Consider the following 23678-nt stretch of genomic DNA (forward strand, 5'->3'; position numbering starts at 1 on the left):
CTCAGACTGCCAAGAAAAGCCTCTAGCCAGGAGAAGGTGCCCGTACCGCAAACCGACACAGGTAGGCGAGAAGAGAATTCTAAGGCGCGCGGAAGAACTCTCGTTAAGGAACTCGGCAAAATGACCCCGTAACTTCGGGAGAAGGGGTGCCTCGGTAGGGTGAATAGCCCGAGGGGGCCGCAGTGAAAAGGCCCAAGCGACTGTTTAGCAAAAACACAGGTCTGTGCGAAGCCGCAAGGCGAAGTATACGGGCTGACGCCTGCCCGGTGCTGGAAGGTTAAGGGGAGTGGTAAGTCCTTCGGGGCGAAGCTATGAACCGAAGCCCCAGTAAACGGCGGCCGTAACTATAACGGTCCTAAGGTAGCGAAATTCCTTGTCAGGTAAATTCTGACCCGCACGAATGGCGTAACGACTTGGGCGCTGTCTCAACGAGAGATCCGGTGAAATTTTAATACCTGTGAAGATGCAGGTTACCCGCGACAAGACGGAAAGACCCCATGGAGCTTTACTGCAGCTTGATATTGAATTTGGGTACGATCTGTACAGGATAGGTGGGAGCCTAAGAGACTTGAGCGCCAGCTTGAGAGGAGGCATCCTTGGGATACCACCCTGATCGTATCTAGGTTCTAACTTGGTACCGTGATCCGGTACGAGGACAGTGTCAGGTGGGCAGTTTGACTGGGGCGGTCGCCTCCTAAAGAGTAACGGAGGCGCCCCAAGGTTCCCTCAGAATGGTTGGAAATCATTCGAAGAGTGCAAAGGCAGAAGGGAGCTTGACTGCGAGACCTACAAGTCGAGCAGGGACGAAAGTCGGGCTTAGTGATCCGGTGGTACCGCATGGAAGGGCCATCGCTCAACGGATAAAAGCTACCCTGGGGATAACAGGCTTATCTCCCCCAAGAGTCCACATCGACGGGGAGGTTTGGCACCTCGATGTCGGCTCATCGCATCCTGGGGCTGAAGTAGGTCCCAAGGGTTGGGCTGTTCGCCCATTAAAGCGGTACGCGAGCTGGGTTCAGAACGTCGTGAGACAGTTCGGTCCCTATCTGTCGTGGGCGTAGGAAATTTGAGAGGAGCTGTCCTTAGTACGAGAGGACCGGGATGGACGTACCGCTGGTGTACCAGTTGTTCCGCCAGGAGCACCGCTGGGTAGCTATGTACGGAAGGGATAAGCGCTGAAAGCATCTAAGCGTGAAGCCCCCCTCAAGATGAGATTTCCCAATTAGTAAGACCCCTTGAAGACGACGAGGTAGATAGGTTGGGGGTGGAAGTGCAGTAATGCATGGAGCTGACCAATACTAATCGGTCGAGGGCTTATCCTAAGATAAGATGCAATGGAGTTTCGGATCCAGTTTTCAGGGTGTAACACCTTGAAGAAAAGCGCATGGTTATTCATTCACACGATTAGTGATGAACCGAATACCCATACGGTAGAATTTGTTTTACAAATTCATGTTTGGTGGCGATAGCGGAGGGGTTCCACACGTACCCATCCCGAACACGACCGTTAAGCCCTCCAGCGCCGATGGTACTTGGACCGCAGGGTCCTGGGAGAGTAGGACGTCGCCAAGCAAAAGGAAGAAGGACCATGATCTCCTTGAGATTGTGGTTCTTTTTTTATACATTTTTACTATAACCATCTGTTCCTAAGGTTGACAGAGAACTAAGGCTTTGCGACACTCTAAAGGTGTGATCTTTTTGTGGAAGTCCAAGTATACGAGCGAGGTGACGAACTTATGGAAATCAGGCAATTACAACGTGAGGAATTTGAAGCTGCTATTGAGCTGTCTCAATATGCTTTTCAGTTTACAATGTCCCCGGAGGATCTGGAGAAATCCAAAAAGAAATTCAAACCAGAACAAACTTGGGGGATATTCGATGGAAATGACTTGAATGCAAAGCTGACTTTGTTACCGCTACAGGTATACATACAAGGTCAGATTTTTGACATGGGGGGCATCGCTGGTGTGGCAACGTGGCCGGAAAAACGGCGCGGAGGTCTGGTTTCACGCCTTTTAACGCATGCGCTTGAAGAGATGAAGGGTGCGGGGCAGAGTCTTTCTTTTTTACATCCTTTCTCCTTTGCCTTCTATCGTAAATTTGGATGGGAAACGTATATTGAATACAAAAAGTATATTATTCCGATCGATAAGTTCCCTGCCAAGCTTAAAACCGAAGGAACGGTCAAACGGGATGTGAAGGATATTTCTGATCTGGACCAAGTGTATCAAGCCTATGCTTCGCGTTATAATGGTACACTGGTACGAAACAAGGAATGGTGGCAAGAGCGGACATTAAATAAAAACTACCGGACCGCAGTGTACTACTCTGAAGCAGGCGATCCTCAGGGATATGCTTTATACAAAATTGAAGATAAGCAATTGAATTGCGACGAACTGGTATATATTAATGAAACGGCACGGCGGGCGTTGTGGACGTATTTTGTCAATCATGATTCGATGATAACCCAAGGTAAATTTATTTACATTCCGGCCGATGATAAGCTGCCATTTCTACTGGATGATCCACGAATTCAGCAGGAAACAGTGCCTTATTTTATGGGCCGTATTGTAGATGCTGCTGCTTTTGTGGAGAAATATCCTTTTGAGGCCATTGGAGAGGAAACACATTTGACCTTATATCTGACAGATCGTTATGCTCCATGGAATGAAGGAATATGGACATTGACGGTCACCGCGGAAGGGCAAGGACATTTGGACAGAGTGGATTCAAACAGTTCTTCCGAGGACGTAATAGAAGCTGACTTGAGTGTGAGTATCCAATCGCTGACCACCCTGATGCTTGGCTATCAGCGGCCTGATGATCTGTATAAGTGGAGTCGTATTACAGGGCGCAGCGAGTCTGTATCTGCATTAGAACGTGTAATACCGGTAACACAAACATTTTTGCTGGATTTTTTCTAATTGTAATGCTCTTAAATGCTCTTGAGTCTTCATTTTTTAGGGAGTCTGGCTTAAATACCTTGCATGAGGTGTGGATGATTTTAACGATATTTTTCAGAACTCTTTCCGTAAAGGGAAGAGTTTTTCTTATATTGTATAAAACATAATTAGATTGCGAAAAATGATATTGACCCCTTGGCAAAAATATATTTTGTGCTATAATGTGAATATAGTCAAAGAAAGTCAAAGTCAATGGGGCCTGTAGTGCTTCATTAGAATGGTGTGAATACGCTGAGTTTTTAGCCGTATATAATACATTGACACCAACACAGCATGAAAAGATGGACCTGATTTGTTGATAAACATCCACTGTAATCTCATGGGCGTGAGGAAAGGTGTATGATCTATTACGATTAAAGGTCACACTAGAAGCTAAACGGGATGTTTTTAAGTGAGGACGGAGGGTGAATTAGCTCCGCTACTGGCTTAGATTCGTGACTTTACCGTTTGGTTAAGTTCAATATACGGCGGACTCTGTGGAGCGTGAAATGTACTGAATATTTGCGTTTCCGTTAGTGGAGGATGATGAAATGCGCAATGTTTCCGACATTATTGAACAATATTTGAAGAGCATATTGCTGGAAAGTCCCAAAGGTTTAGTGGAAATTCAGCGTAATGATTTGGCTGACCGCTTTTCCTGCGTGCCGTCGCAAATTAATTATGTAATCAGTACCCGCTTTACGCTGGAAAAAGGCTATGTGGTGGAAAGTAAGCGCGGTGGTGGGGGATACATTCGCATTCAGCGAATTCAACTGCCCGCACAGCATGCGATCCATACCCATCTCCATCAAAGCATTGGAGAGGAAATTAGTCAATCGGCAGCGGAAGGGCTGATTTATCAGTTGGAGGAAGCTCATTTTTTAAGCAAAAGGGAAGCTGGTTTAATGAAGGCCGCTTTATCAAGGGACACATTATTGCTGAAACTTCCCTATCGTGACCAGCTACGGGCGAGGCTGCTTAAGGCTATGCTGATTTCGTTGCTGGTGGCCAGATAGCGTGTGATTCAAGATTTGGATGTAGGGATTTGTAAAAATCCTGACGCTGAAGGAGGTGCTTTTATGCTGTGCCAAGAATGTAATAAACGGCCGGCAACTTTGCATTTCACCAAAATTGTGAATGGCGAAAAGACAGAGTTTCATATTTGTGAGACGTGTGCGAAGGAAAAAGGGGAGATGATCCCTGGTACACCTAATGGCTTTTCAATTCATAGCCTATTGTCGGGTATGCTGGATTTCGAATCCAGTACAAAGAGCCAGTCGCCAGGCCATAGCGGTCCGCAGAACCTGCAATGCAAGGAGTGTGGCATGACCTATGCACAGTTCAGTAAGCTGGGACGCTTTGGGTGCCCGTCGTGCTATCAATATTTTGACAGCCGTCTGGACCCGTTGTTCAAGCGTGTGCATGGCAGTACGAGCCATGTGGGCAAGGTTCCGGTTCGCACCGGAGGTCGATTGAAGGTTAAACGGCAAATTGACGATCTGAAAAAAGAGATGCAACAACATATTGTACAGGAAGAATTCGAATCAGCCGCTGAGCTTAGGGATCAAATCAGAGAGCTTGAAAAAGAAATGACTGAAGAGTAAAGTTTGTGAAGAGTAGGAGGGGATGCGTAATGCCTAATATCCGGTTTACGGAAAAGCCGCTAAGTGATTGGATGCGTGGTGATGCTGCGGATTCAGAGATTGTCATTAGTAGCCGGGTGAGAATTGCGCGTAACTTGCAGCATCTGCCTTTTCCCATGCTTGCTACCAACCAGCAGTCGGAAGAAGCACTTCAACGCTTGACGGATATCCTTCAGTATGATGATTTAGGACGCTTTGGTACCTTTCATACCCTGAAAATATCCGAGTTGGATGAGATCGACAAGCAGGTGCTAGTTGAGAAGCATTTGATTAGCCCTAATTTGGCGAACGAATCTCGTAACGGTGCTGTTTTGATTAGCGATGATGAATCGGTTAGTGTTATGATAAACGAAGAGGATCATCTGCGTATCCAGTGCTTATATCCGGGATGTCAGGTTAGAGAAGCTTGGGAACGTGCTATGGTTATTGATGATGCATTTGAGGCGCATGTCGATTATGCATTTGATGATCGTAGAGGCTTTCTGACCAGTTGTCCGACGAATGTTGGCACAGGGATGAGAGCTTCAGTGATGATGCATCTGCCCGCATTGGTCATGACTCATCAGATTAACCGCATTTTGTCTGCTGTTTCACAGGTAGGTCTTACCGTTCGCGGTATTTATGGTGAAGGCAGCGAAGCGGTCGGCAATCTGTTTCAGGTATCCAATCAGATTACACTGGGACAAACCGAAGCGGAAATTATCGAAAATCTGCATGGCGTTGTGCTGCAAATTATAGAGCACGAACGTTCCGCCAGGGAACGGCTGATGAATGAGTCCATGCTGCGGATTACAGATCGGGTGATGCGTTCATTCGGTATTTTGTCATATGCAGCGGTACTGGATTCCAAGGAGGCCGCACAGCGGTTGTCCGATGTACGTCTTGGCGTGGACTTGGGGATTTTGGAGCGTCCATCCACCGCAGCGATGAATGAGCTGAATGTGATGACGCAACCCGGATTTCTGCAAAAAAGCTTTGGTGATAAAATGAATACCGGTGAGCGCGATATGTACCGTGCGAAGCTGATCCGGCAAAAATTAGGCACAACCCTTTAATATATAGAATGATCTGAAATACACACTGTGGAGGTGCAGGATATATGATGTTTGGAAGATTTACGGAACGCGCACAAAAAGTGCTTGCCTTGGCTCAGGAAGAAGCTGTTCGATTGGGACACAACAACATTGGCACGGAGCACATTTTGCTCGGCCTCATTCGTGAAGGTGAAGGAATTGCAGCGAAAGCCTTGATTGGTTTAGGGCTGGGACTGGAAAAAATTCAGGATGAAGTGGAAACGCTGATTGGACGCGGTCAAGAACAACCGACGAACATTGCCTATACTCCACGCGCCAAAAAGGTTATCGAGCTGTCTATGGATGAAGCTCGTAAGCTGGGCCATACCTATGTAGGTACAGAACATATTTTGCTCGGTCTTATTCGTGAAGGCGAAGGTGTAGCAGCCCGTGTACTGAATAACTTGGGTATCAGCCTGAACAAAGCACGTCAGCAAGTGCTTCAATTGCTTGGCAGCAGCGAGGCTGTTTCCAGCCATCACGGTGCTCCGGCTAATGTCAGCACACCAACGCTGGACAGCTTGGCACGTGATTTGACGGCATCTGCGAAGGAAAACAATCTGGACCCTGTCATTGGGCGTAGTAAGGAAATTGAGCGTGTAATTCAGGTGCTCAGCCGCCGTACGAAGAACAATCCGGTTCTGATCGGTGAGCCAGGGGTAGGTAAAACGGCAATTGCCGAAGGACTGGCTCAAAAAATTATTGCCAATGAGATTCCCGAAACGCTGCGTGACAAGCGTGTTATGACACTGGATATGGGTTCTGTGGTAGCAGGTACCAAATATCGTGGTGAATTTGAGGATCGTTTGAAAAAGATTATGGACGAGATTCGTCAAGCAGGAAACATCGTATTGTTCATTGATGAGCTGCATACGCTGATTGGTGCTGGTGGAGCTGAAGGTGCAATTGATGCCTCCAACATTTTAAAGCCTGCTCTGGCACGTGGCGAGCTGCAATGCATCGGTGCGACAACGCTGGACGAATACCGCAAATATATTGAGAAGGACGCTGCTTTGGAACGTCGCTTCCAGCCGATTACGGTAGATCAGCCTTCTCCAGAAGAAGCTATTCAAATTCTGTACGGCCTGCGTGACCGTTATGAAGCGCACCACCGTGTGAAAATTACGGATGAAGCCATTGAAGCGGCAGTAAAATTGTCAGATCGTTATATCACAGACCGCTTCCTGCCGGATAAAGCAATTGACCTTATTGATGAAGCAGGTTCCAAGGTAAGGCTGAATTCTTACACGGTACCGCCAAACCTGAAACAACTGGAAAACCGTCTGGAAGATATCCGTAAGGAAAAGGATTCGGCTGTACAAAGCCAGGAATTCGAAAAGGCTGCTGCACTGCGTGATACAGAGCAGAAAATTCGTGAAGAGCTAGATGTTACGAAAAACCAGTGGAAAGAGCAACAGGGACGTACAGATTCCGAAGTAACACCGGAGGATATTGCTCAGGTCGTTGCGATCTGGACAGGTGTTCCGGTCAGCAAGCTGAAAGAGGAAGAAACGCATCGTTTGCTGAATATGGAAGAGTTGTTACATGAGCGGGTAATTGGGCAGGATGAAGCAGTGAAGGCAGTTAGCCGGGCTATTCGCCGGGCACGTGCCGGGCTGAAAGATCCGAAACGTCCAATCGGCTCCTTTATTTTCCTCGGTCCAACCGGGGTTGGTAAAACCGAGCTGGCACGCGCTTTGGCTGAATCCATGTTCGGAGATGAAAATGCGGTTATCCGAATCGATATGTCCGAATACATGGAGAAGCATTCCACGTCCCGTCTGGTAGGAGCGCCTCCAGGATATGTTGGATATGAAGAAGGCGGTCAATTGACTGAGAAGGTACGTCGTAAACCTTACTCCGTCGTACTGCTGGATGAGATTGAAAAAGCACATCCAGAAGTATTCAACATTCTCCTGCAAGTGTTGGAAGATGGACGTCTGACGGATTCCAAAGGCCGTGTTGTCGATTTCCGCAACACACTCATCATCCTGACATCCAATGTGGGTGCACAGGCGATCAAACGTAACTCCACGCTCGGCTTTACAGCTGTTGTGGACGCTGGAGCGGATTATGATAACATGAAGGGCAAAGTGATGGATGAACTGAAGAAAAGCTTCCGTCCCGAGTTTTTGAACCGGATTGATGAAATTATCGTTTTCCATTCTCTCGAAGAAAAACACATTGCCGAAATCGTGTCGCTTATGTCCGAAGAGCTGCGTAAGCGTCTGAATGAGTACGAGGTGGACTTTGAGTTGACAGACAAGGCTAAGGCATTCCTTGCGAAAGAAGGCTTTGATCCGGCGTATGGTGCGCGTCCATTGCGTCGTGCAATCCAGAAGCATATCGAGGACCGTCTGTCCGAGGAGTTGCTGTCGGGTAATATCACTAAAGGTGATTCTCTCTTCATTGATGAAGAGAACGGTGCGTTGACCGTAACGAAAAAGGATAACGTATCCGCGAAGTCCTGAGCGTTGTACTGAAATAGGCAATAAGAGTTATCGATAATCCTCGGCTTTTGCCCAAAAGGACAGAAGTACGATAGGTTAGCACAATAAAAGTGGTCAGAAAGGGTGTCTCGCAGGCTGAAAGGCTGTGGCGAAGGCACCCTTTTTGTGCATAAAGCACTGTGGAACGGTCGGATAAGTGCTTTGGAAAAGTTTGTGATATCGCTTTACGTCCGCCAAGCTTCAATGGTAAACTTTTATTGTTACAGCTCTTTCCGGGCTGTGTGAAGATAAATCCGACATTGATCGTTGTCATATAAGGAGCCAAGGAACAAAGTATGGCTAAAGTGAAAACTAAATTTTCCTGTACGGAGTGCGGTTATGAATCGCCCAAATGGTATGGAAAATGTCCCGGATGCCAGGCATGGAATTCCATGGTGGAGGAAACGGAAAGCGTTGTTAAAACTCAAGGAATGGGTTCTTCCCTTCTTACTCATAGCACAAAAGATAAACCGCTCCCTATTATCGAAGTGGAGAGTGGCAAAGAAGCACGAATTTTGACGGGAATTGGCGAATTGAATCGCGTGCTCGGGGGAGGTGTGGTGCCGGGTTCACTTGTTCTGGTGGGTGGTGATCCGGGGATTGGAAAATCTACGCTTATGCTACAGACATCGAATGAGCTGGCTTTAACCGGTTTAAAGGTGCTTTATGTGTCAGGTGAGGAATCCGTTCGTCAGACGAAGCTGCGTGCAGACCGTCTCGGTGCCCTGTCCCCCAATTTATACGTATTATGTGAGACGAATTTGGAGACGATTGAAGAAGCAGTAGACAGCTTGAAACCGGAGTTTCTGGTGATTGACTCTATCCAGACTGTATATTTGCCTGAGGTGACGAGTGCGCCGGGGAGTGTAGCACAGGTACGGGAATGTACTTCACGTTTTATGCGGATTGCCAAGGGATTAGGTATTGCAACGGTGCTGGTAGGACATGTAACCAAGGAAGGGGCCATTGCAGGCCCGCGTCTGTTGGAGCATATGGTCGATTGTGTGCTTTATTTTGAAGGAGAGCGCCATCATACGTATCGGCTGTTGCGTGCGGTTAAGAATCGTTTTGGCTCTACGAATGAAATTGGTATTTTTGAAATGGCTGAAAGCGGCTTGCGTGAGGTGTCGAATCCTTCCGAGCTGTTCTTGTCCGAACGACCTCTAGGGGTGGCTGGTTCCACAGTCGTCGCCAGTATGGAAGGAACCCGACCTGTATTAGTTGAGCTGCAAGCGCTGATTGCGACTACACATTTTCCTTCTCCGCGCCGAATGGGTACAGGGGTTGACCATCACCGAATGGGATTGATTATAGCCGTGTTGGAAAAGCGGATGGGTATGTTTTTGCAAAATCAGGATGCGTATCTAAATGTGGCCGGGGGCGTAAAACTGGATGAACCAGCGGTGGACCTGGCTATAGCGGTGAGTATTGCTTCCAGCTTTCGGGATGCGCCTACCAAGCCGTACGATGTGATTTTTGGCGAGGTGGGGTTGACGGGTGAGGTGCGCGCTGTATCCCGAGCGGAGCAGCGTGTGCGGGAAGCAGAGAAGCTGGGTTTTAAACGGGTGATTATGCCGGAGAAGAGTCTGAAGGGCTGGACGCATCCGAAAGGGATACAAATTGTAGGAGTAGGAACGGTGGCAGATGCATTGGCAGCCGCATTAGATTAGGGGGCAATGAGAATGAAAGAAGCGAGCCAACTGGATAAAATGAATGATTTGCTGCGGCTTGTGGCACCGGGAACTCCCTTTCGCGACGGACTGGAAAACGTGCTGCGCGCCAAAACGGGCGCTCTTCTGGTCGTTGGCTATAGCCCGGAGGTAATGGAGGTCGTGGACGGCGGCTTCTCAATTAACTGTGATTTTTCACCGAACTATTTGTATGAACTGGCTAAGATGGACGGTGCCATCATACTGAGTGAGGATTTGAAACGGATTTTATACGCAAATACGCAATTGATTCCCGATTCTTCTATCTCATCGATTGAAACGGGTATTCGTCACCGGACAGCGGAGCGGGTTGCCAAGCAAACTGGCAAGTTAGTCGTATCTATTTCGCAGCGGCGTAATATTATTACATTGTATCAGGGAACGCTGAGATATGCGCTCAAGGAAATCGGAGTAATTTTAACCAAAGCCAATCAGGCCATTCAGACGCTGGAAAAGTATAGATCCGTGTTGGGGCAAGCCTCGACGAATTTGACGGCATCCGAATTTGAAGAATTAGTGACCATGCCCGAAGTGGTAAATGTTATCCAACGGATCGAAATGGTGCTGCGCATCAAAATGGAAATCAAACGATTTATTAACGAGCTTGGGAATGAGGGCCGTTTAATTAGCATGCAGATGGATGAGCTTGTCAGTAATATCGAGGAAGAGGCTTGGCTACTGTATAAGGATTATGCCAAAGACGATAGCGATGAGAAAATTCGTGGCATTATATTGGGTCTCAAGCGTTCCACGGACGATGAGCTGCTGGATGCAAATCATATTGTGCGTTTGCTGGGATACCCGTCTTCGGCTGCGACATCAGAAGAATATATCGTGGCGCGCGGTTATCGGGTGCTGAACAAGATACCACGTCTACCGAATGTGATCATTCACAATCTGGTGGAGCGGTTTGGACGTTTTCCGCATGTTATGACAGCGACGATTGAAGAACTGGATGAAGTAGATGGCATTGGAGAAGTCCGTGCGCGTACCATTAAAGAGGGACTCAAACGATTGCAGGAACAAGTTTTCATTGACAGGCAAATGTAAATGTAATACAGTGAAAGGATTATAATGGAACAATTCATACATTGAGGTGAAGAGATGATTACCAAATCAATTCCGAACATGTGTACCTTAGGTAACTTGTTTCTCGGAATGATCGCCATTTTATTGGCCGTAGACGGAAAATACAGTCTTGCCGCTATTATGGTTATTGTCGCCATGTTGTTGGACGGACTGGATGGACGAATGGCCCGGGCGCTAAATGCCCAGAGCGAATTCGGTAAAGAACTGGACTCCTTATCAGATATGATATCTTTTGGTGTAGCTCCCGCAGTTATTATGTACATGGTTGCTTTTCATGATGCTAATTCGGCTTTGGCCTGGACGGTTACGGCTATTTTTCCGATGTGCGGAGCGTTACGTTTGGCTCGTTTTAATGTACGTCCCGGTGTACCGGGTTATTTTACAGGCTTGCCGATTCCGGCAGCGGGTGGAGTGCTGGCGACTTTATCCTTGTTTCATAATGATGTCTCTATGTTATACATGTCGGTTGCGATGCTGCTTGTCTCTTATTTGATGGTCAGCTCGATGAAATATCCGAATTTAAAAAAGGTGGGCCTTCCGAAGAAAGCGATCTGGATCGCTCCATGGGTTGTGGTTGCTGCCGTTGTACTGGCAGTTAAATTCCCGGATCAATTATCGAAGCTGATTTTCGTACCGTTGGTGCTGTATGCATTGTATGGCATGAAACTGAATATCCGTAAGCTGTCACGTAGACGCGGGCGCGGACGGGGACGTTCCACTCAGGAAGAACAGGATGACCAATATCGTCATTCACAACATTAGAATTAGGCGAGAAAACAATAAAGCATTTATATCCTTGAATCATTTTAGGGAGATAGATGCTTTTTTTATGCATAAAAAATCAAATACATAGGGTTAGTTGCGTGAGAATTGGATCATACTGGTAAGGAAAGTGATGTATAACCAATAAATACCAGGGTGCAAAAAGAAAACAAAGGAGGTATAGAGACTCGATGTTAAGAAAGGCTATTTTAACTTTTACAGGATTGTGCGGAGCATGGTTCGGCTATACGTTATACCATCGGGTAGGAGGTATCGTATCATGGCTGCCCCAGTGGTTGAGTGATGGTTCTTTACCGGGAATGGCTGTTTGGATGATTGCGGGAGCTGTGTTATTTATGGCTGGATGTTCGCTCGCCGGAACAGCTGTGGCGAATCGTTTACAGCAGGGGATCGAAGGTTTGGTACGGATTCCAATGAACGAGATGATGGCAGGTGCGATTGGATTGGCGGTGGGCTTGATCCTTTCCTTAGCAGTTTACCCGCTCTTGTCATGGCTGGGGGCACCAGGTCAACTGATTCAAACGGCTGTTACCATCGTATGCGGATATGTGGGTGTGATGGTCGGACTGGAAAAGCGGGACGAGCTGTCCTCATTTTGGAGTTCGGGATTTTTTGGTCGAGGTACGGGTGTGGAAGAACGCAAGCTGGAGGAACATAAAATTTTGGACACCAGCGTGATTATAGACGGACGTATTGCGGATATTTGCAAGACGGGTTTTATCGAAGGCACGATTGTTATTCCGGAATTTGTGCTGGAGGAGCTTCAGCATATTGCAGATTCGTCGGATTTGCTCAAGCGTAACCGCGGGCGGCGAGGTCTGGATATTTTGAACAAGATTCAAAAAGAGTTGGATGTAAATGTATTGATTTACGAAGGCGATTTTGAGGAGATTTCAGAGGTCGACAGCAAGCTGGTCAAGCTGGCAAAGGTGCTACAGGGTAAGGTGGTAACGAACGATTTTAACCTGAATAAGGTGTGCGAGCTTCAAGGTGTATCGGTGCTGAATATTAATGACTTGGCAAATGCAGTGAAGCCTGTAGTGCTGCCCGGTGAGGAAATTATGGTGCAGATTATCAAAGACGGCAAGGAGCATGGGCAAGGTGTGGCCTATCTGGATGATGGTACGATGATCGTTGTGGAAGGCGGACGTGACTACATCGGTTCGCTGATGGAGGTGCTGGTTACAAGCGTACTTCAGACCTCTGCGGGGCGTATGATTTTTGCCAAACCGAAATTATTGGAAAAAGCTCAATAAACGCGGTATGATGAAGTAGATGTGTAATCATACGGATCGTCCAGATGCGATCAAGGCAGGAGTCATTTCAATGAACAATCGGGTAGGAGTCGTCATTGTGGCGGCCGGGCGCGGCTCCCGTATGGGAACGCCGGAAAGCAAGCAATTTTTGCTTTTGCGGGACAAGCCCATCTTCATACATACACTTGAAATATTCGCAGCCATGCCCGAAGTGGATGAAATGGTGATGGTGACGGGGGCAGAAGATGTCGAACGCTGCCAAGAATGGATTCGTCAATACCGGATCAGCAAGGATGTACAAGTGGTAGCTGGTGGCAGTGAACGCCAGCATTCGGTATATCGCGGTCTGAGCCACCTGCAAGCAGATTGGGTGATGGTGCATGATGGTGTGCGTCCACTCATTCAGCCTGAGCTTATACGTTCATGCCTAGAGACAGCTATGCGTACCGGTGCTTCTGTAGCGGCGGTGCCTGTAAAGGATACAGTCAAGCAAGTGAACGGGGATGGTATCATTACAGCAACGCCGGATCGCCGAAGTCTGTGGAGTATTCAAACGCCACAGACTTTTCGTCTTTCCGATCTGTTGCGGGCCTATGAGAAAGCCGACCAGGCGGGATTTTTGGGGACAGACGATTCTATGCTGGTGGAGCGATTAGGGATTCCGGTGACTGTCGTTCAGGGCAGCTACAAAAACATCAAAATTACCACGCCTGAGGATTTGGATATGGCGGCGTTATGGGTAAAGACAGAGGGAGAGGATATCAGATGATCAGAGTGGGACAAGGGTTTGACGTCCACCAACTGGTGGAAGGAAGGCCGTGCATTATCGGGGGCGTGAATATTCCTTATGAAAAGGGATTGCTGGGTCATTCCGATGCTGACGTGCTGCTGCATGCGGTTAGCGACGCTATTCTGGGCGCGCTCGGTCTGGGTGACATCGGGAAGCACTTTCCGGATAACGATCCCGAATTCAAGGATGCCGACAGTCTCAAGTTGCTGGAGCATGTATGGAGTTTGGCCAAAGAGCGGGGATACCGCTTGGGGAATATTGATTCTACGATTATTGCGCAAAAACCCAAAATGGCATCTTACATCCCGCAGATGAATGAAGTTATCGCTCGTGCGTTGGAAGCAGAAGATCCTTCCCAAGTAAACGTTAAGGCAACTACGACGGAGCAGCTTGGCTTTGCTGGGCGGGGTGAAGGAATCGCGGCTCAATCGGTTGTCTGTCTTGTAAAGGGTATGCTATCATCTTGAGAACTTAGATTTGGAGGAGATTTTATGAGCACGGAAGTTCGTGTACGTTATGCCCCAAGCCCAACAGGGCATCTGCATATTGGAAATGCCAGAACGGCATTGTTTAATTATTTGTATGCTCGGAACCAAGGTGGCAAATTTATTATTCGTATTGAAGATACAGATGTGAAACGCAACATTGAAGGCGGGGAAGAGAGCCAGCTTAAATATCTGAAATGGCTGGGTATGGATTGGGATGAAAGCGTGGATGTCGGAGGCGAGTATGGACCTTACCGTCAGACTGAACGTTTGGATATATACAAAACCTATTGGCAGGATCTGCTCGATCGTGGCCTGGCTTACCGCTGTTACTGCACCGAAGAAGAACTGGAACGCGAACGTGAAGAACAGACGGAACGTGGGGAGACACCACGCTACTCCGGGAAACACCGTGATCTGACGGAGGAACAGTGTCAGGCATTCGAAGCGGAGGGTCGTGTACCAAGTATCCGTTTCCGCGTACCAGAAGATCGCGAATATACGTTTAGTGATATGGTCAAAGGCCAAATTACGTTTAATTCGAAGGAAAGCGGCGATTTTGTTATCGTCAAAAAAGACGGTATTCCGACATATAACTTCGCTGTAGCAGTAGACGATCATTTGATGAAAATATCACATGTGTTGCGGGGCGAGGACCATGTCTCCAATACACCGCGACAATTGATGATCTTTGAAGCGCTTGGATGGGAGCCCCCAATCTTTGGTCATATGACACTGATCGTGGGCGATGATCACAAAAAGCTTAGTAAACGCAACGAGTCCATTATTCAGTTCATGGAGCAGTACGACAAATTGGGCTACTTGCCAGAAGCTATATTCAATTTCATTGCGCTGCTGGGTTGGTCCCCGGAAGGCGAAGAAGAAATTTATGACCGGGAACAATTGATTTCGATTTTCGATCCCAATCGTTTGTCCAAAAGTCCGGCTGTCTTTGATACCAACAAGCTGGCTTACCTGAACAATCATTATATTAAAAAAGCCGATCCTGAGCGGATTGCTGGTATGGCGATTCCTCATTTGCAAGCAGCAGGGCTGTTACCGAATGAATTATCGGAGGAACAACAGAATTGGGCTAAGGCTCTTGTTCGCTTATATCAGGAACAAATGACCTCTGCGTCCCACATTGTGGCTTTGTCTGAGCTGTTTTTCCGTTCGCATCTGGAGCTTGATGCTGAAGCGGTGGCAGTATTGGCCGAAGAGCAGGTTCCTGAAGTACTTAAAGCCTTTGCTGGCAAGGTTGAAGTGAGCGAGGAATTTACCGCTCCACAAATGGCCAAGCTGATCAAGGAAGTTCAAAAGGAAACCGGCTTTAAAGGGAAACAGTTGTTCATGCCGATTCGTGTGGCCCTTACAGGTCAAACTCATGGACGCGATTTGAACGAAACGATCTTCCTGCTCGGACGTGACAAGGTCCTGGATCGTCTCAAGGCACAAATTAAAGGCTGATATTTCTTGTCAATTTGTTGTCTTTTCGCTATAATGACTCCATTGATACGGATTGATATTTACGTGTAAAGGCTGAGAACAGGAGAAGTACACTGCATAAGGGGCATTTGCCAGAGAGGACGGCCGAGGGGAACCCCGGGGCTGGAAGCCGTCCAGATGACCTGCGGAGGAAATGCGCCTGGGAGCCGTGCGCCCGAACCCAATTAGCGTCGACTGCTGATGTGGCAAGGGTGTGCCGAATCGTTCTCGTTACCGGACGCCAAAGACGGGCTTCTCTGCTTATATGCAGCAGGTATGCCCGAAGCAGAGTGGGACCACGTTCATGCGTCTCTGCAGCTTAGGCTGCGGAGACGCTTTTTCATTTTTATCAGACTCAAACTTGTTAAAGGTGAAAAATGTCGAAGCGTGCTGTCGAATGCAAAAATTGGCGAAACGCGAAGTGGTGTGGAGATGCGGCAAGGAATTGGGGGAAATAGGAGGGGCGACATGTTCAGACATATCAAATCCGACATTCAGACTGTTTTGGATAATGATCCGGCCGCCCGGAGCAAGCTGGAGGTTATTTTTACGTATTCCGGTGTTCATGCACTTTGGGCACATCGAACCGCACATTGGTTTTATCTGCGAAACTGGTGTACTCTAGCCCGTTTTATATCGCAAGTATCGAGGTTTATGACAGGGATTGAAATCCATCCCGGTGCTCGTATTGGAGATCGGCTGTTCATTGACCATGGCATGGGAGTTGTCATTGGGGAAACCTGCGAGATTGGGGATGATGTCGTATTATACCAGGGGGTCACTCTTGGAGGGACGGGGAAAGAGAAAGGGAAGCGCCACCCTACGATTGGGAATAATGTGGTTATAGGCTCTGGGGCCAAGATATTAGGCTCTTTTACGATTGGGGCGCAGTCCAACATTGGCTCCAACTCGGTTGTGCTAAAAGAGGTACCGCCAAACAGTACGGTGGTGGGCATCCCGGGGCGAGTTGTCAGACAGGATGGTAGGCGTCCAGACCGACTAAGTCACCAGTTACCCGATCCGGTCGTGGATTCTATGCGGGAGCTTCAACTGGAAATAGAACGATTGCGTGCAGAAATATCTGATTTGAAGGATGGGCGATCCGCTCAGAAACATCAGGTGGCCCAAGAGAATAAAATACAAGGATGATTTTCATGAGGGAGGAACATAACAATGCCGCTTCAAATTTATAATACAATGACGAGGAGTCGGGAGCCTTTTGTGCCACTGGAGCCTGGAAAGGTTAAAATGTATGTATGCGGACCTACCGTGTATGATTACATTCATATTGGCAATGCACGACCTGTAATTGTATTTGACGTGGTGCGCAGCTACCTGGAGTACTTGGGCTATGATGTAAACTATGTGGTGAATTTTACGGATGTCGATGATAAATTAATCCGCAAAGCTCGGGAACTTGATATGGATGTTTCGGCAGTTGCTGAGAAATTTATTACTGCCTACCATGAGGATCTGGCAGGATTGAATGTTCCTGCTGCCAGCATGAACCCTCGTGTAACAGAGAGCATGGACCTGATTATTGATTTTATTAAGGAATTGGTAGACAAAGACTATGCCTATGAGAATGATGGCGATGTGTTCTATCGGACCAAAAAGTTCAAAGATTACGGACAACTATCAGGTCAAAATCTGGAAGAGCTTCAGTTCGGAATTCGCATCAATGTGGATGAACGCAAGGAAAATGCCGAGGACTTTGTACTCTGGAAGGCAGCAAAGCCGGGCGAAATTTATTGGTCGAGCCCTTGGGGAGATGGACGACCAGGCTGGCATATCGAATGCTCTGCTATGGCTCGCCATTATTTGGGGGACACACTGGATATTCATGGGGGCGGACAGGATCTGCAATTTCCGCATCATGAATGTGAATGCGCACAATCCGAAGTGATTACGGGTAAGCCACTATCTCGCTACTGGATGCATAACGGATATATTCGCATTGATAATGAAAAAATGTCGAAATCACTCGGTAATGGTATTTTGGTAAAAGATTTGCGCGCTCGTCACAAGCCAGAGGCTTTACGCTATTTTATGCTTTCGACTCATTACCGGAATCCGTTGAACTACAACCAAGAGACGATGAGTCAGGCGGAGAATAGTGTCGAACGGATTGCCAATGCAGTTACCAACGTGAAGCATCGTTTAGCCAATGCGCTGGAAGGCAACGGGGAAGTGTCAGTGGAACTGCAAGCCAAGCTTGACGGGATCTTGCAGCAGTTTGGCGAAAAAATGGATGATGATTTCAATACACCTGACGCGATTACTGCTGTATTTGGCTGGGTTAGCGAAGCGAATCATCTGTTGCAGCGCGATGTCGTAAATCAGGCGGAATTGAAGGCTGTATTGCATACCTTTCATACGATGAACAACGTACTTCGTATTTATGCGGAACCGAGAGAAGAATTGTTGGATGATGAAATTGAACAATTGATTGCGGAACGTGTCGAGGCACGCAAAACCAAGAACTGGGGCAGAGCCGATGAAATTCGCGATCTGCTGGCTGCCAAAGGAATCGTGCTTGAGGATACAGCACAGGGTATGCGGTGGCGGCGAAAATGAGTGATAAGCCATTGAATACGGGAGCTTCGGAAGGTGCGGGAAACTGGTTCCCGTATCCTGCGTCCAAGCCGGCCCGCCTGATGCCGCCGATTGCGCTGGCTTACATTGGCGATGCCGTGTATGAGGTTGCGGTGCGGCAATATTTGCTGGCGCAGCCCAATCTGCGCCCGAACCATTTACATCGGCGAGCCACAGGGCTAGTCTCTGCCAAGGCGCAGAGCCGTATGCTCACGCTGCTGGAGACGGTACTGACGGAGGAAGAACGTGATATTGTTAGACAAGGCAGAAATGCCAAGTCAGGAAGCCTGCCCAAAAATGCTGATGTGCTTGAGTATCGTCATGCTACTGCGCTGGAGGGACTGTTCGGTTTTCTTTATTGTGACGGACGTTTGGACAGAATGAGAGAATTGATTACGTACGGCATTGCACAAATGGAAAATACAGAAAAATCTTAATTGGGAACGAGCGGATCAAATGCATTGAGCATTGGCCGTTTCCCGGGAGGAAGCTAGATATGGAAGAAGAATGGATTGCCGGTAAGCATTCGGTAACGGAGGCGCTTCGTTCAGGCAGAACGATAAATAAAATATGGATTGCGGATAATGCACAAAAGCACCTGACATTGCCCATTACGGCTGAGGCTAAAAAAGCGGGGATCATTGTGTTACAGGTGGACAAGCGTAAGCTTGATCAAATGGTTCCGGGAATACAGCATCAGGGAGTGGTTGCACAGGCTGCACCTTTTGCCTACGTTGAAGTGGAAGAACTGCTCACAACTGCTCGTAGCAAGGGAGAGGAGCCGTTTTTAATCCTATTGGATGAGATTGAAGATCCGCATAATCTGGGGTCTATCCTTCGGACAGCGGACTGTACAGGTGCACATGGCGTAATCGTACCCAAAAGACGTTCGGCGGCAGTAACTGTAACGGTGTCCAAAACATCGGCGGGGGCGGTTGAGTACGTTCCAGTGGCGCGTGTGAACAATTTGGGGCAAACGATCGACCGCCTCAAAGAGGAAGGCGTATGGGTAGTCGGCACAGATGTGACAGCTACGGACCCGGTTTTTGGAAATGGTGTATTCACGGGACCAGTGGCTATTGTCATTGGTAACGAAAATAAAGGGATAGGCCGTTTGATCCGTGAGAAATGTGACGTACTCGTTAAGCTGCCGATGGCTGGGCAAATCAATTCCCTGAATGCTTCTGTAGCCGCAGGTGTCGTGATGTACGAAGTTTTGCGCGGACGACAGGCACGGGGCTGATGATATGGCTGACACGCGGGATGTTCTGCTTGTGGACGGTTACAACATGATTGGAGCCTGGCCCGAACTTTCCGCAATGGTACAATCTGGTATGCAGGAAGCGAGGGACAGACTGCTTGAACGACTTGCGGATCATCAGGCGTATTCCGGCAGAAGAGTCATCGTCGTATTTGATGCTTACCGGGTGCCAGGATTGGGTAAAACGTATGCCCAGAGTAAAGTCCAGATTTATTTTACAAAAGAAAAAGAGACCGCTGACGAGTGTATCGAGCGATTGGTTCGGGAGCTAAGCAGCCGAAGAAGAAGCATTTATGTAGCAACAAGTGATCAGGTGGAACAACATGTCGCTTTTGGACAAGGAGCGCTCAGGGTGTCGGCGCGTGAACTTTTGATTGAGATTGAGGAATCTGAAAAGGAAGTGAAAAAGCGGATAGAGCAGGATAGCGCCAAATTGTCCCGCAATTCGCTGGATGCCAAGCTAAGCCCGGAGCTTCGAAAACTGTTCGAGCGCTGGAGAAGAGAATAATCCAGAAAAAGAAAATCCAGTAATTGGATAGTTCCCCATTTTGAAACCATTGACAATTTTGTTAGTGCTCTTCTTTTTTAGGCTGTTGTGGTTGACGGTATCAGGTTACATCGCGTATACTTGTCCTATATTTGAGAGAGTAACGGGTATCTTGCGTTGCAGCCGGAGGGATTGTTAGTGAGTGTGGACCTCAAGGATATCATGTTGTCAAAGTTTGATTACAAAAATGATGAAGACATTGTCGGAGCAGTCCATGAAGGTGATGGGGAGGCACTGGAGTTTCTGATTAATAAATATCGGAACTTCGTGCGGGCCAAGGCCAGATCCTACTTCCTGATCGGCGCTGATCGCGAGGATATTATTCAGGAGGGCATGATTGGTCTCTACAAATCTATTCGTGATTTTAAGGGAGACAAGCTTGCTTCGTTCAAGGCCTTCGCCGAGCTGTGCATTACAAGGCAGATTATTACGGCAATCAAGACGGCCACACGACAAAAGCACATTCCTCTGAATTCCTACGTATCTCTGGACAAGCCCATTTATGATGAAGAGTCGGATCGGACGTTACTGGACGTGATTTGCGGAACACAGGTAAGTGATCCTGAAGAACTGATTATCAATCAGGAAGAGTTTGTAGGCCTTGAGGACAAAATGTCCGAGATTCTGAGCGAGCTGGAACGGAAGGTACTTATGCTGTATCTGGACGGACGTTCATATCAGGAAATTGCCGAGGATCTTGACCGCCACGTGAAATCTATTGATAATGCGCTGCAACGGGTCAAGCGCAAACTTGAAAAGTATTTGGAAGTAAGGGATAGCTGAAAGTAGAGGCTGGCAGGGAAAAGGCTCGAGTCCGAGTCTTTTTTTATTCGTTAAGGGCAGGATATGCAGGTTTATATGTGTGAAGAATGATTTATACTAAAAAGATAAATAATAGATATCGCATGGATCTTGGAGAGGTTTTTCAGAGATGATTTTATAAGGATGAACAGATGTTAAAATGCACCACAGCCGGGACTGCGAAATGTATGCAAACATTCGTTGACATGGAAAACCGCGTGTGATAAAGTGTTTTAGGTAGGCCTAAATTCGCGGTTTTTTTTAGGATCAATTATGAGACTTCCGGTGTTGGATGTCTTCGGGAGGTGCACATCATGCGGGTAATTATTACTTTGGCTTGTACAACATGCAAACAAAGAAATTACACAACGACTAAAAACAAGCGTAATCACCCCGACCGCATGGAGATGAAGAAATTCTGTAAGTCCTGTAACGAACAGACTTCTCATCGGGAAACCAGATAGTTTTTGGAGGTGTAGTCGGCGTGAAACGCAGTTTCAAGTCTCTGTTTTCCTTTTTCTCTGAAAGCTGGGCTGAACTCAAGAAGGTTCGCTGGCCCAATCGTAAAGAACTGACCAACTATACGCTGATTGTCATTGGGACGATTGCGTTTGTCACGATTTATTTTTGGGTTCTCGATATCGGCATTTCCGCTGTGATCGAAGCGATTATCTAGGAAGGGTTCCAGGTGGCTTGATATGGAAAAAAGATGGTACGTCGTTCATACCTATTCAGGGTATGAGAACAAAGTCAAAGCCAATTTGGAGAAACGCGTTGAGTCCATGGGCATGGAGGACAAGATTTTCCGCGTTCTTGTTCCAATGGAAGAAGAACTGGTAACCAAGGACGGTAAGAAAAAGACCGTTATGCGTAAAGTATACCCTGGTTATGTCTTGGTCGAAATGGTTCAAACCGACGACTCTTGGTATGTTGTGCGCAACACACCAGGTGTTACGGGATTTGTAGGATCAACAGGCTCGGGTTCCAAACCGACAGCTTTGCTTCCAGAAGAAGTTGAACAGATTCTGAAGCATATGGGCATGGTAGAGCCGAAACCGAAGATTGAATTCGATGTTAAGGAATCCGTGCGAATTAAAGTTGGTCCTTTTGCGAATTTTGTGGGCTCCGTGGAAGAAATTTTGGTTGAGAAGAGCAAGCTTAAGGTTCACGTCAACATGTTTGGACGGGAAACCCCGCTTGAGTTAGATTATACTCAGGTGGAGAAAATATAGATTTTTCTTACAGGTTTCTTGTGGGAGGATCATTAGGTCCGTCTACCACTATTGAGTCAAGGAGGTGTCATCCGTGGCAAAAAAGGTAATCAAAATGGTAAAACTGCAGATCCCTGCAGGTAAAGCTAATCCAGCGCCTCCAGTAGGTCCAGCTTTGGGTCAAGCAGGTGTCAACATCATGGCATTCTGTAAAGAGTTCAATGCTCGTACTGCTGATCAAGCAGGCCTGATCATCCCGGTTGAAATTTCGGTGTTTGAAGATCGTTCTTTTACGTTCATCACCAAAACTCCACCGGCTGCTGTGCTGTTGAAAGTTGCTGCTAAAATCGAAAAAGGTTCCGGTGAACCGAACAAAACGAAAGTTGCAACTGTAAATCGCGCTACCGTTCGTCAAATTGCTGAGCAAAAAATGCCTGACCTTAACGCAGCTTCCGTAGAATCGGCAATGCGTATGGTTGAAGGTACTGCTCGCAGCATGGGTATCACCATCGTAGATTAATTTATATTAGTCTTCGTGTGCCGGCAGTTTGACTGTCCGGCAAGTGTGGGAGGAATATCCGCTAATACCACATAAGGAGGAAAAGATTATGGCTAAACATGGTAAGAAGTACTTGGAAGCCGCTAAGCTGATCGACAGCGAAGCGACTTATGAGCCTTTAGAAGCCGTTGAATTGGTGAAAAAAGGCGCAACTGCTAAATTTGACGAAACTGTTGAAGCAGCAGTCCGTCTGGGCGTAGATTCCCGTAAACAAGACCAGGCTGTTCGTGGTGTTGTTGTCCTGCCACATGGTACGGGTAAAACACAACGCGTTCTGGTATTTGCAAAAGGTGACAAAGTGAAAGAAGCCGAAGCGGCTGGCGCTGATTTTGTTGGCGATCAAGATATGATCAACAAAATTCAACAAGGCTGGTTCGAATTCGACGTCTGCGTTGCGACACCTGATATGATGAGTGAGGTTGGTAAACTGGGTCGTTTGCTCGGTGGTAAAGGCTTAATGCCAAACCCTAAAGCAGGCACAGTTACTTTCGACGTTGCCAAGGCTGTTCAAGAAATCAAAGCTGGTAAAATCGAATACCGTCTCGACAAAGCGGGTCAAATTCATGCGCCAATCGGCAAAGCATCCTTCAGTGCTGAACAACTGAACGAGAATCTTAAAGCTTTGATCGAAGCCTTGAACCGTGCGAAGCCAGCGGCTGCTAAAGGTGTTTACCTGAAAAACATCGCTATTTCTTCGACTATGGGACCAAGTGCTCGTGTGAACGCATCTGTTTACAAATAATATTTTGATTGACACGTTCAATTGATTTTGTTATTCTGTAAAAGTTGTGAGTCCGTGTGACTGACCATTAAAGTTGAATATGCTTACCGTAGACAGTAGGGGCCTTCGGGCTTAATCTCCTACCGAGGTGTTATGATAGAACGTTTCATGTGACGGGCTTGTCCTGTTCATGTAGATTTATCAAGCCTTCGTACTCTACGGAGGCTTTTTTCATGCTC

Annotated in this window: 23 protein-coding genes, 2 rRNA genes and 1 other annotated feature (2 of these 26 only partly in view); all 25 genes read left to right on the plus strand. The window is 47.4% G+C overall.

Translation table 11 applies throughout. The annotated features are described in order from the left end of the window. Window positions 1-1322 (plus strand): 23S ribosomal RNA (locus ACQ4MX_RS18415) (it extends 1605 nt beyond the left edge of the window). Between the two features lie 133 nt (window positions 1323-1455). Continuing rightward, a 5S ribosomal RNA gene (rrf, locus tag ACQ4MX_RS18420) occupies window positions 1456-1572 on the plus strand. A 164-nt stretch (window positions 1573-1736) separates the two neighbouring features. Further along, window positions 1737-2924: a GNAT family N-acetyltransferase gene (locus ACQ4MX_RS18425; protein WP_431086550.1), complete on the plus strand. Its 1188-nt coding sequence runs from the start codon at window positions 1737-1739 to the stop codon at window positions 2922-2924. 569 nt (window positions 2925-3493) lie between these two features. Then, a complete protein-coding gene (locus ACQ4MX_RS18430) occupies window positions 3494-3958 on the plus strand; it encodes a CtsR family transcriptional regulator (RefSeq protein WP_014278341.1) in 465 nt (154 codons plus the stop codon). Window positions 3959-4021: 63 nt separating this feature from the next. After that, window positions 4022-4546, plus strand: coding sequence for a UvrB/UvrC motif-containing protein (locus ACQ4MX_RS18435; RefSeq protein ID WP_025685962.1), 525 nt, complete (start codon window positions 4022-4024; stop codon window positions 4544-4546). Window positions 4547-4575: 29 nt separating this feature from the next. Then, on the plus strand, window positions 4576-5640 hold the full coding sequence (locus tag ACQ4MX_RS18440) for a protein arginine kinase (protein WP_134912277.1): 1065 nt from the start codon (window positions 4576-4578) through the stop codon (window positions 5638-5640). A 44-nt stretch (window positions 5641-5684) separates the two neighbouring features. Further along, the gene (clpC, locus tag ACQ4MX_RS18445) at window positions 5685-8129 is read left to right on the plus strand and encodes an ATP-dependent protease ATP-binding subunit ClpC (protein WP_137060438.1); all 2445 of its coding nucleotides are present in this window, start codon (window positions 5685-5687) and stop codon (window positions 8127-8129) included. A 314-nt stretch (window positions 8130-8443) separates the two neighbouring features. Further along, window positions 8444-9817, plus strand: coding sequence for a DNA repair protein RadA (gene radA, locus ACQ4MX_RS18450; RefSeq protein ID WP_134912279.1), 1374 nt, complete (start codon window positions 8444-8446; stop codon window positions 9815-9817). 12 nt (window positions 9818-9829) lie between these two features. Next, window positions 9830-10906 carry a DNA integrity scanning diadenylate cyclase DisA gene (disA, locus tag ACQ4MX_RS18455; RefSeq protein ID WP_134912280.1) on the plus strand — a complete coding sequence of 359 codons (1077 nt, stop codon included), beginning with the start codon at window positions 9830-9832 and terminating at the stop codon, window positions 10904-10906. 54 nt (window positions 10907-10960) lie between these two features. Then, complete coding sequence (pssA, locus tag ACQ4MX_RS18460) at window positions 10961-11707, plus strand: CDP-diacylglycerol--serine O-phosphatidyltransferase (protein WP_134912282.1); 747 nt, start codon at window positions 10961-10963, stop codon at window positions 11705-11707. A 191-nt stretch (window positions 11708-11898) separates the two neighbouring features. Further along, a complete protein-coding gene (locus ACQ4MX_RS18465) occupies window positions 11899-12984 on the plus strand; it encodes a PIN/TRAM domain-containing protein (protein ID WP_431086556.1) in 1086 nt (361 codons plus the stop codon). A 70-nt stretch (window positions 12985-13054) separates the two neighbouring features. Then, the gene (ispD, locus tag ACQ4MX_RS18470) at window positions 13055-13753 is read left to right on the plus strand and encodes a 2-C-methyl-D-erythritol 4-phosphate cytidylyltransferase (RefSeq protein WP_192512910.1); all 699 of its coding nucleotides are present in this window, start codon (window positions 13055-13057) and stop codon (window positions 13751-13753) included. After that, window positions 13750-14241, plus strand: coding sequence for a 2-C-methyl-D-erythritol 2,4-cyclodiphosphate synthase (gene ispF / locus ACQ4MX_RS18475; protein WP_134912287.1), 492 nt, complete (start codon window positions 13750-13752; stop codon window positions 14239-14241). The genes ispD and ispF overlap by 4 nt, the downstream gene beginning before the upstream one ends. Before the next feature lie 24 nt (window positions 14242-14265). Then, complete coding sequence (gene gltX / locus ACQ4MX_RS18480) at window positions 14266-15726, plus strand: glutamate--tRNA ligase (RefSeq protein WP_431086560.1); 1461 nt, start codon at window positions 14266-14268, stop codon at window positions 15724-15726. A gap of 486 nt (window positions 15727-16212) precedes the next feature. Continuing rightward, the gene (cysE, locus tag ACQ4MX_RS18485; RefSeq protein ID WP_134912291.1) at window positions 16213-16893 is read left to right on the plus strand and encodes a serine O-acetyltransferase; all 681 of its coding nucleotides are present in this window, start codon (window positions 16213-16215) and stop codon (window positions 16891-16893) included. 24 nt (window positions 16894-16917) lie between these two features. After that, a complete protein-coding gene (cysS, locus tag ACQ4MX_RS18490; protein ID WP_431086562.1) occupies window positions 16918-18321 on the plus strand; it encodes a cysteine--tRNA ligase in 1404 nt (467 codons plus the stop codon). Continuing rightward, a complete protein-coding gene (locus ACQ4MX_RS18495) occupies window positions 18318-18776 on the plus strand; it encodes a Mini-ribonuclease 3 (protein WP_134912295.1) in 459 nt (152 codons plus the stop codon). Before cysS ends, ACQ4MX_RS18495 begins: the two co-directional genes overlap by 4 nt. A 59-nt stretch (window positions 18777-18835) precedes the next feature. Then, a complete protein-coding gene (gene rlmB, locus ACQ4MX_RS18500; protein WP_431086566.1) occupies window positions 18836-19582 on the plus strand; it encodes a 23S rRNA (guanosine(2251)-2'-O)-methyltransferase RlmB in 747 nt (248 codons plus the stop codon). Window positions 19583-19586: 4 nt separating this feature from the next. Then, a complete protein-coding gene (locus tag ACQ4MX_RS18505) occupies window positions 19587-20108 on the plus strand; it encodes an NYN domain-containing protein (RefSeq protein WP_431086568.1) in 522 nt (173 codons plus the stop codon). A 177-nt stretch (window positions 20109-20285) separates the two neighbouring features. After that, a complete protein-coding gene (gene sigH / locus ACQ4MX_RS18510) occupies window positions 20286-20930 on the plus strand; it encodes an RNA polymerase sporulation sigma factor SigH (protein ID WP_016324748.1) in 645 nt (214 codons plus the stop codon). A gap of 332 nt (window positions 20931-21262) precedes the next feature. Beyond that, window positions 21263-21412 carry a 50S ribosomal protein L33 gene (gene rpmG / locus ACQ4MX_RS18515; protein ID WP_023990562.1) on the plus strand — a complete coding sequence of 50 codons (150 nt, stop codon included), beginning with the start codon at window positions 21263-21265 and terminating at the stop codon, window positions 21410-21412. Between the two features lie 20 nt (window positions 21413-21432). After that, entirely contained in the window at window positions 21433-21624 is a 192-nt protein-coding gene (gene secE / locus ACQ4MX_RS18520; RefSeq protein WP_013312170.1) for a preprotein translocase subunit SecE, read from the plus strand. A 22-nt stretch (window positions 21625-21646) separates the two neighbouring features. Continuing rightward, window positions 21647-22180, plus strand: coding sequence for a transcription termination/antitermination protein NusG (nusG, locus tag ACQ4MX_RS18525; RefSeq protein ID WP_014278324.1), 534 nt, complete (start codon window positions 21647-21649; stop codon window positions 22178-22180). Between the two features lie 73 nt (window positions 22181-22253). After that, window positions 22254-22679: a 50S ribosomal protein L11 gene (rplK, locus tag ACQ4MX_RS18530; protein ID WP_014278323.1), complete on the plus strand. Its 426-nt coding sequence runs from the start codon at window positions 22254-22256 to the stop codon at window positions 22677-22679. A gap of 88 nt (window positions 22680-22767) precedes the next feature. Next, window positions 22768-23460 (plus strand): 50S ribosomal protein L1, encoded by a 693-nt coding sequence (gene rplA / locus ACQ4MX_RS18535; RefSeq protein ID WP_014278322.1) that lies wholly within the window; start codon window positions 22768-22770, stop codon window positions 23458-23460. Between the two features lie 68 nt (window positions 23461-23528). Then, window positions 23529-23678, plus strand: a sequence feature (ribosomal protein L10 leader region) (it continues 2 nt past the right edge of the window).

Source organism: Paenibacillus sp. 8b26 (genome assembly GCF_050626875.1).
Lineage (GTDB): Bacteria > Bacillota > Bacilli > Paenibacillales > Paenibacillaceae > Paenibacillus.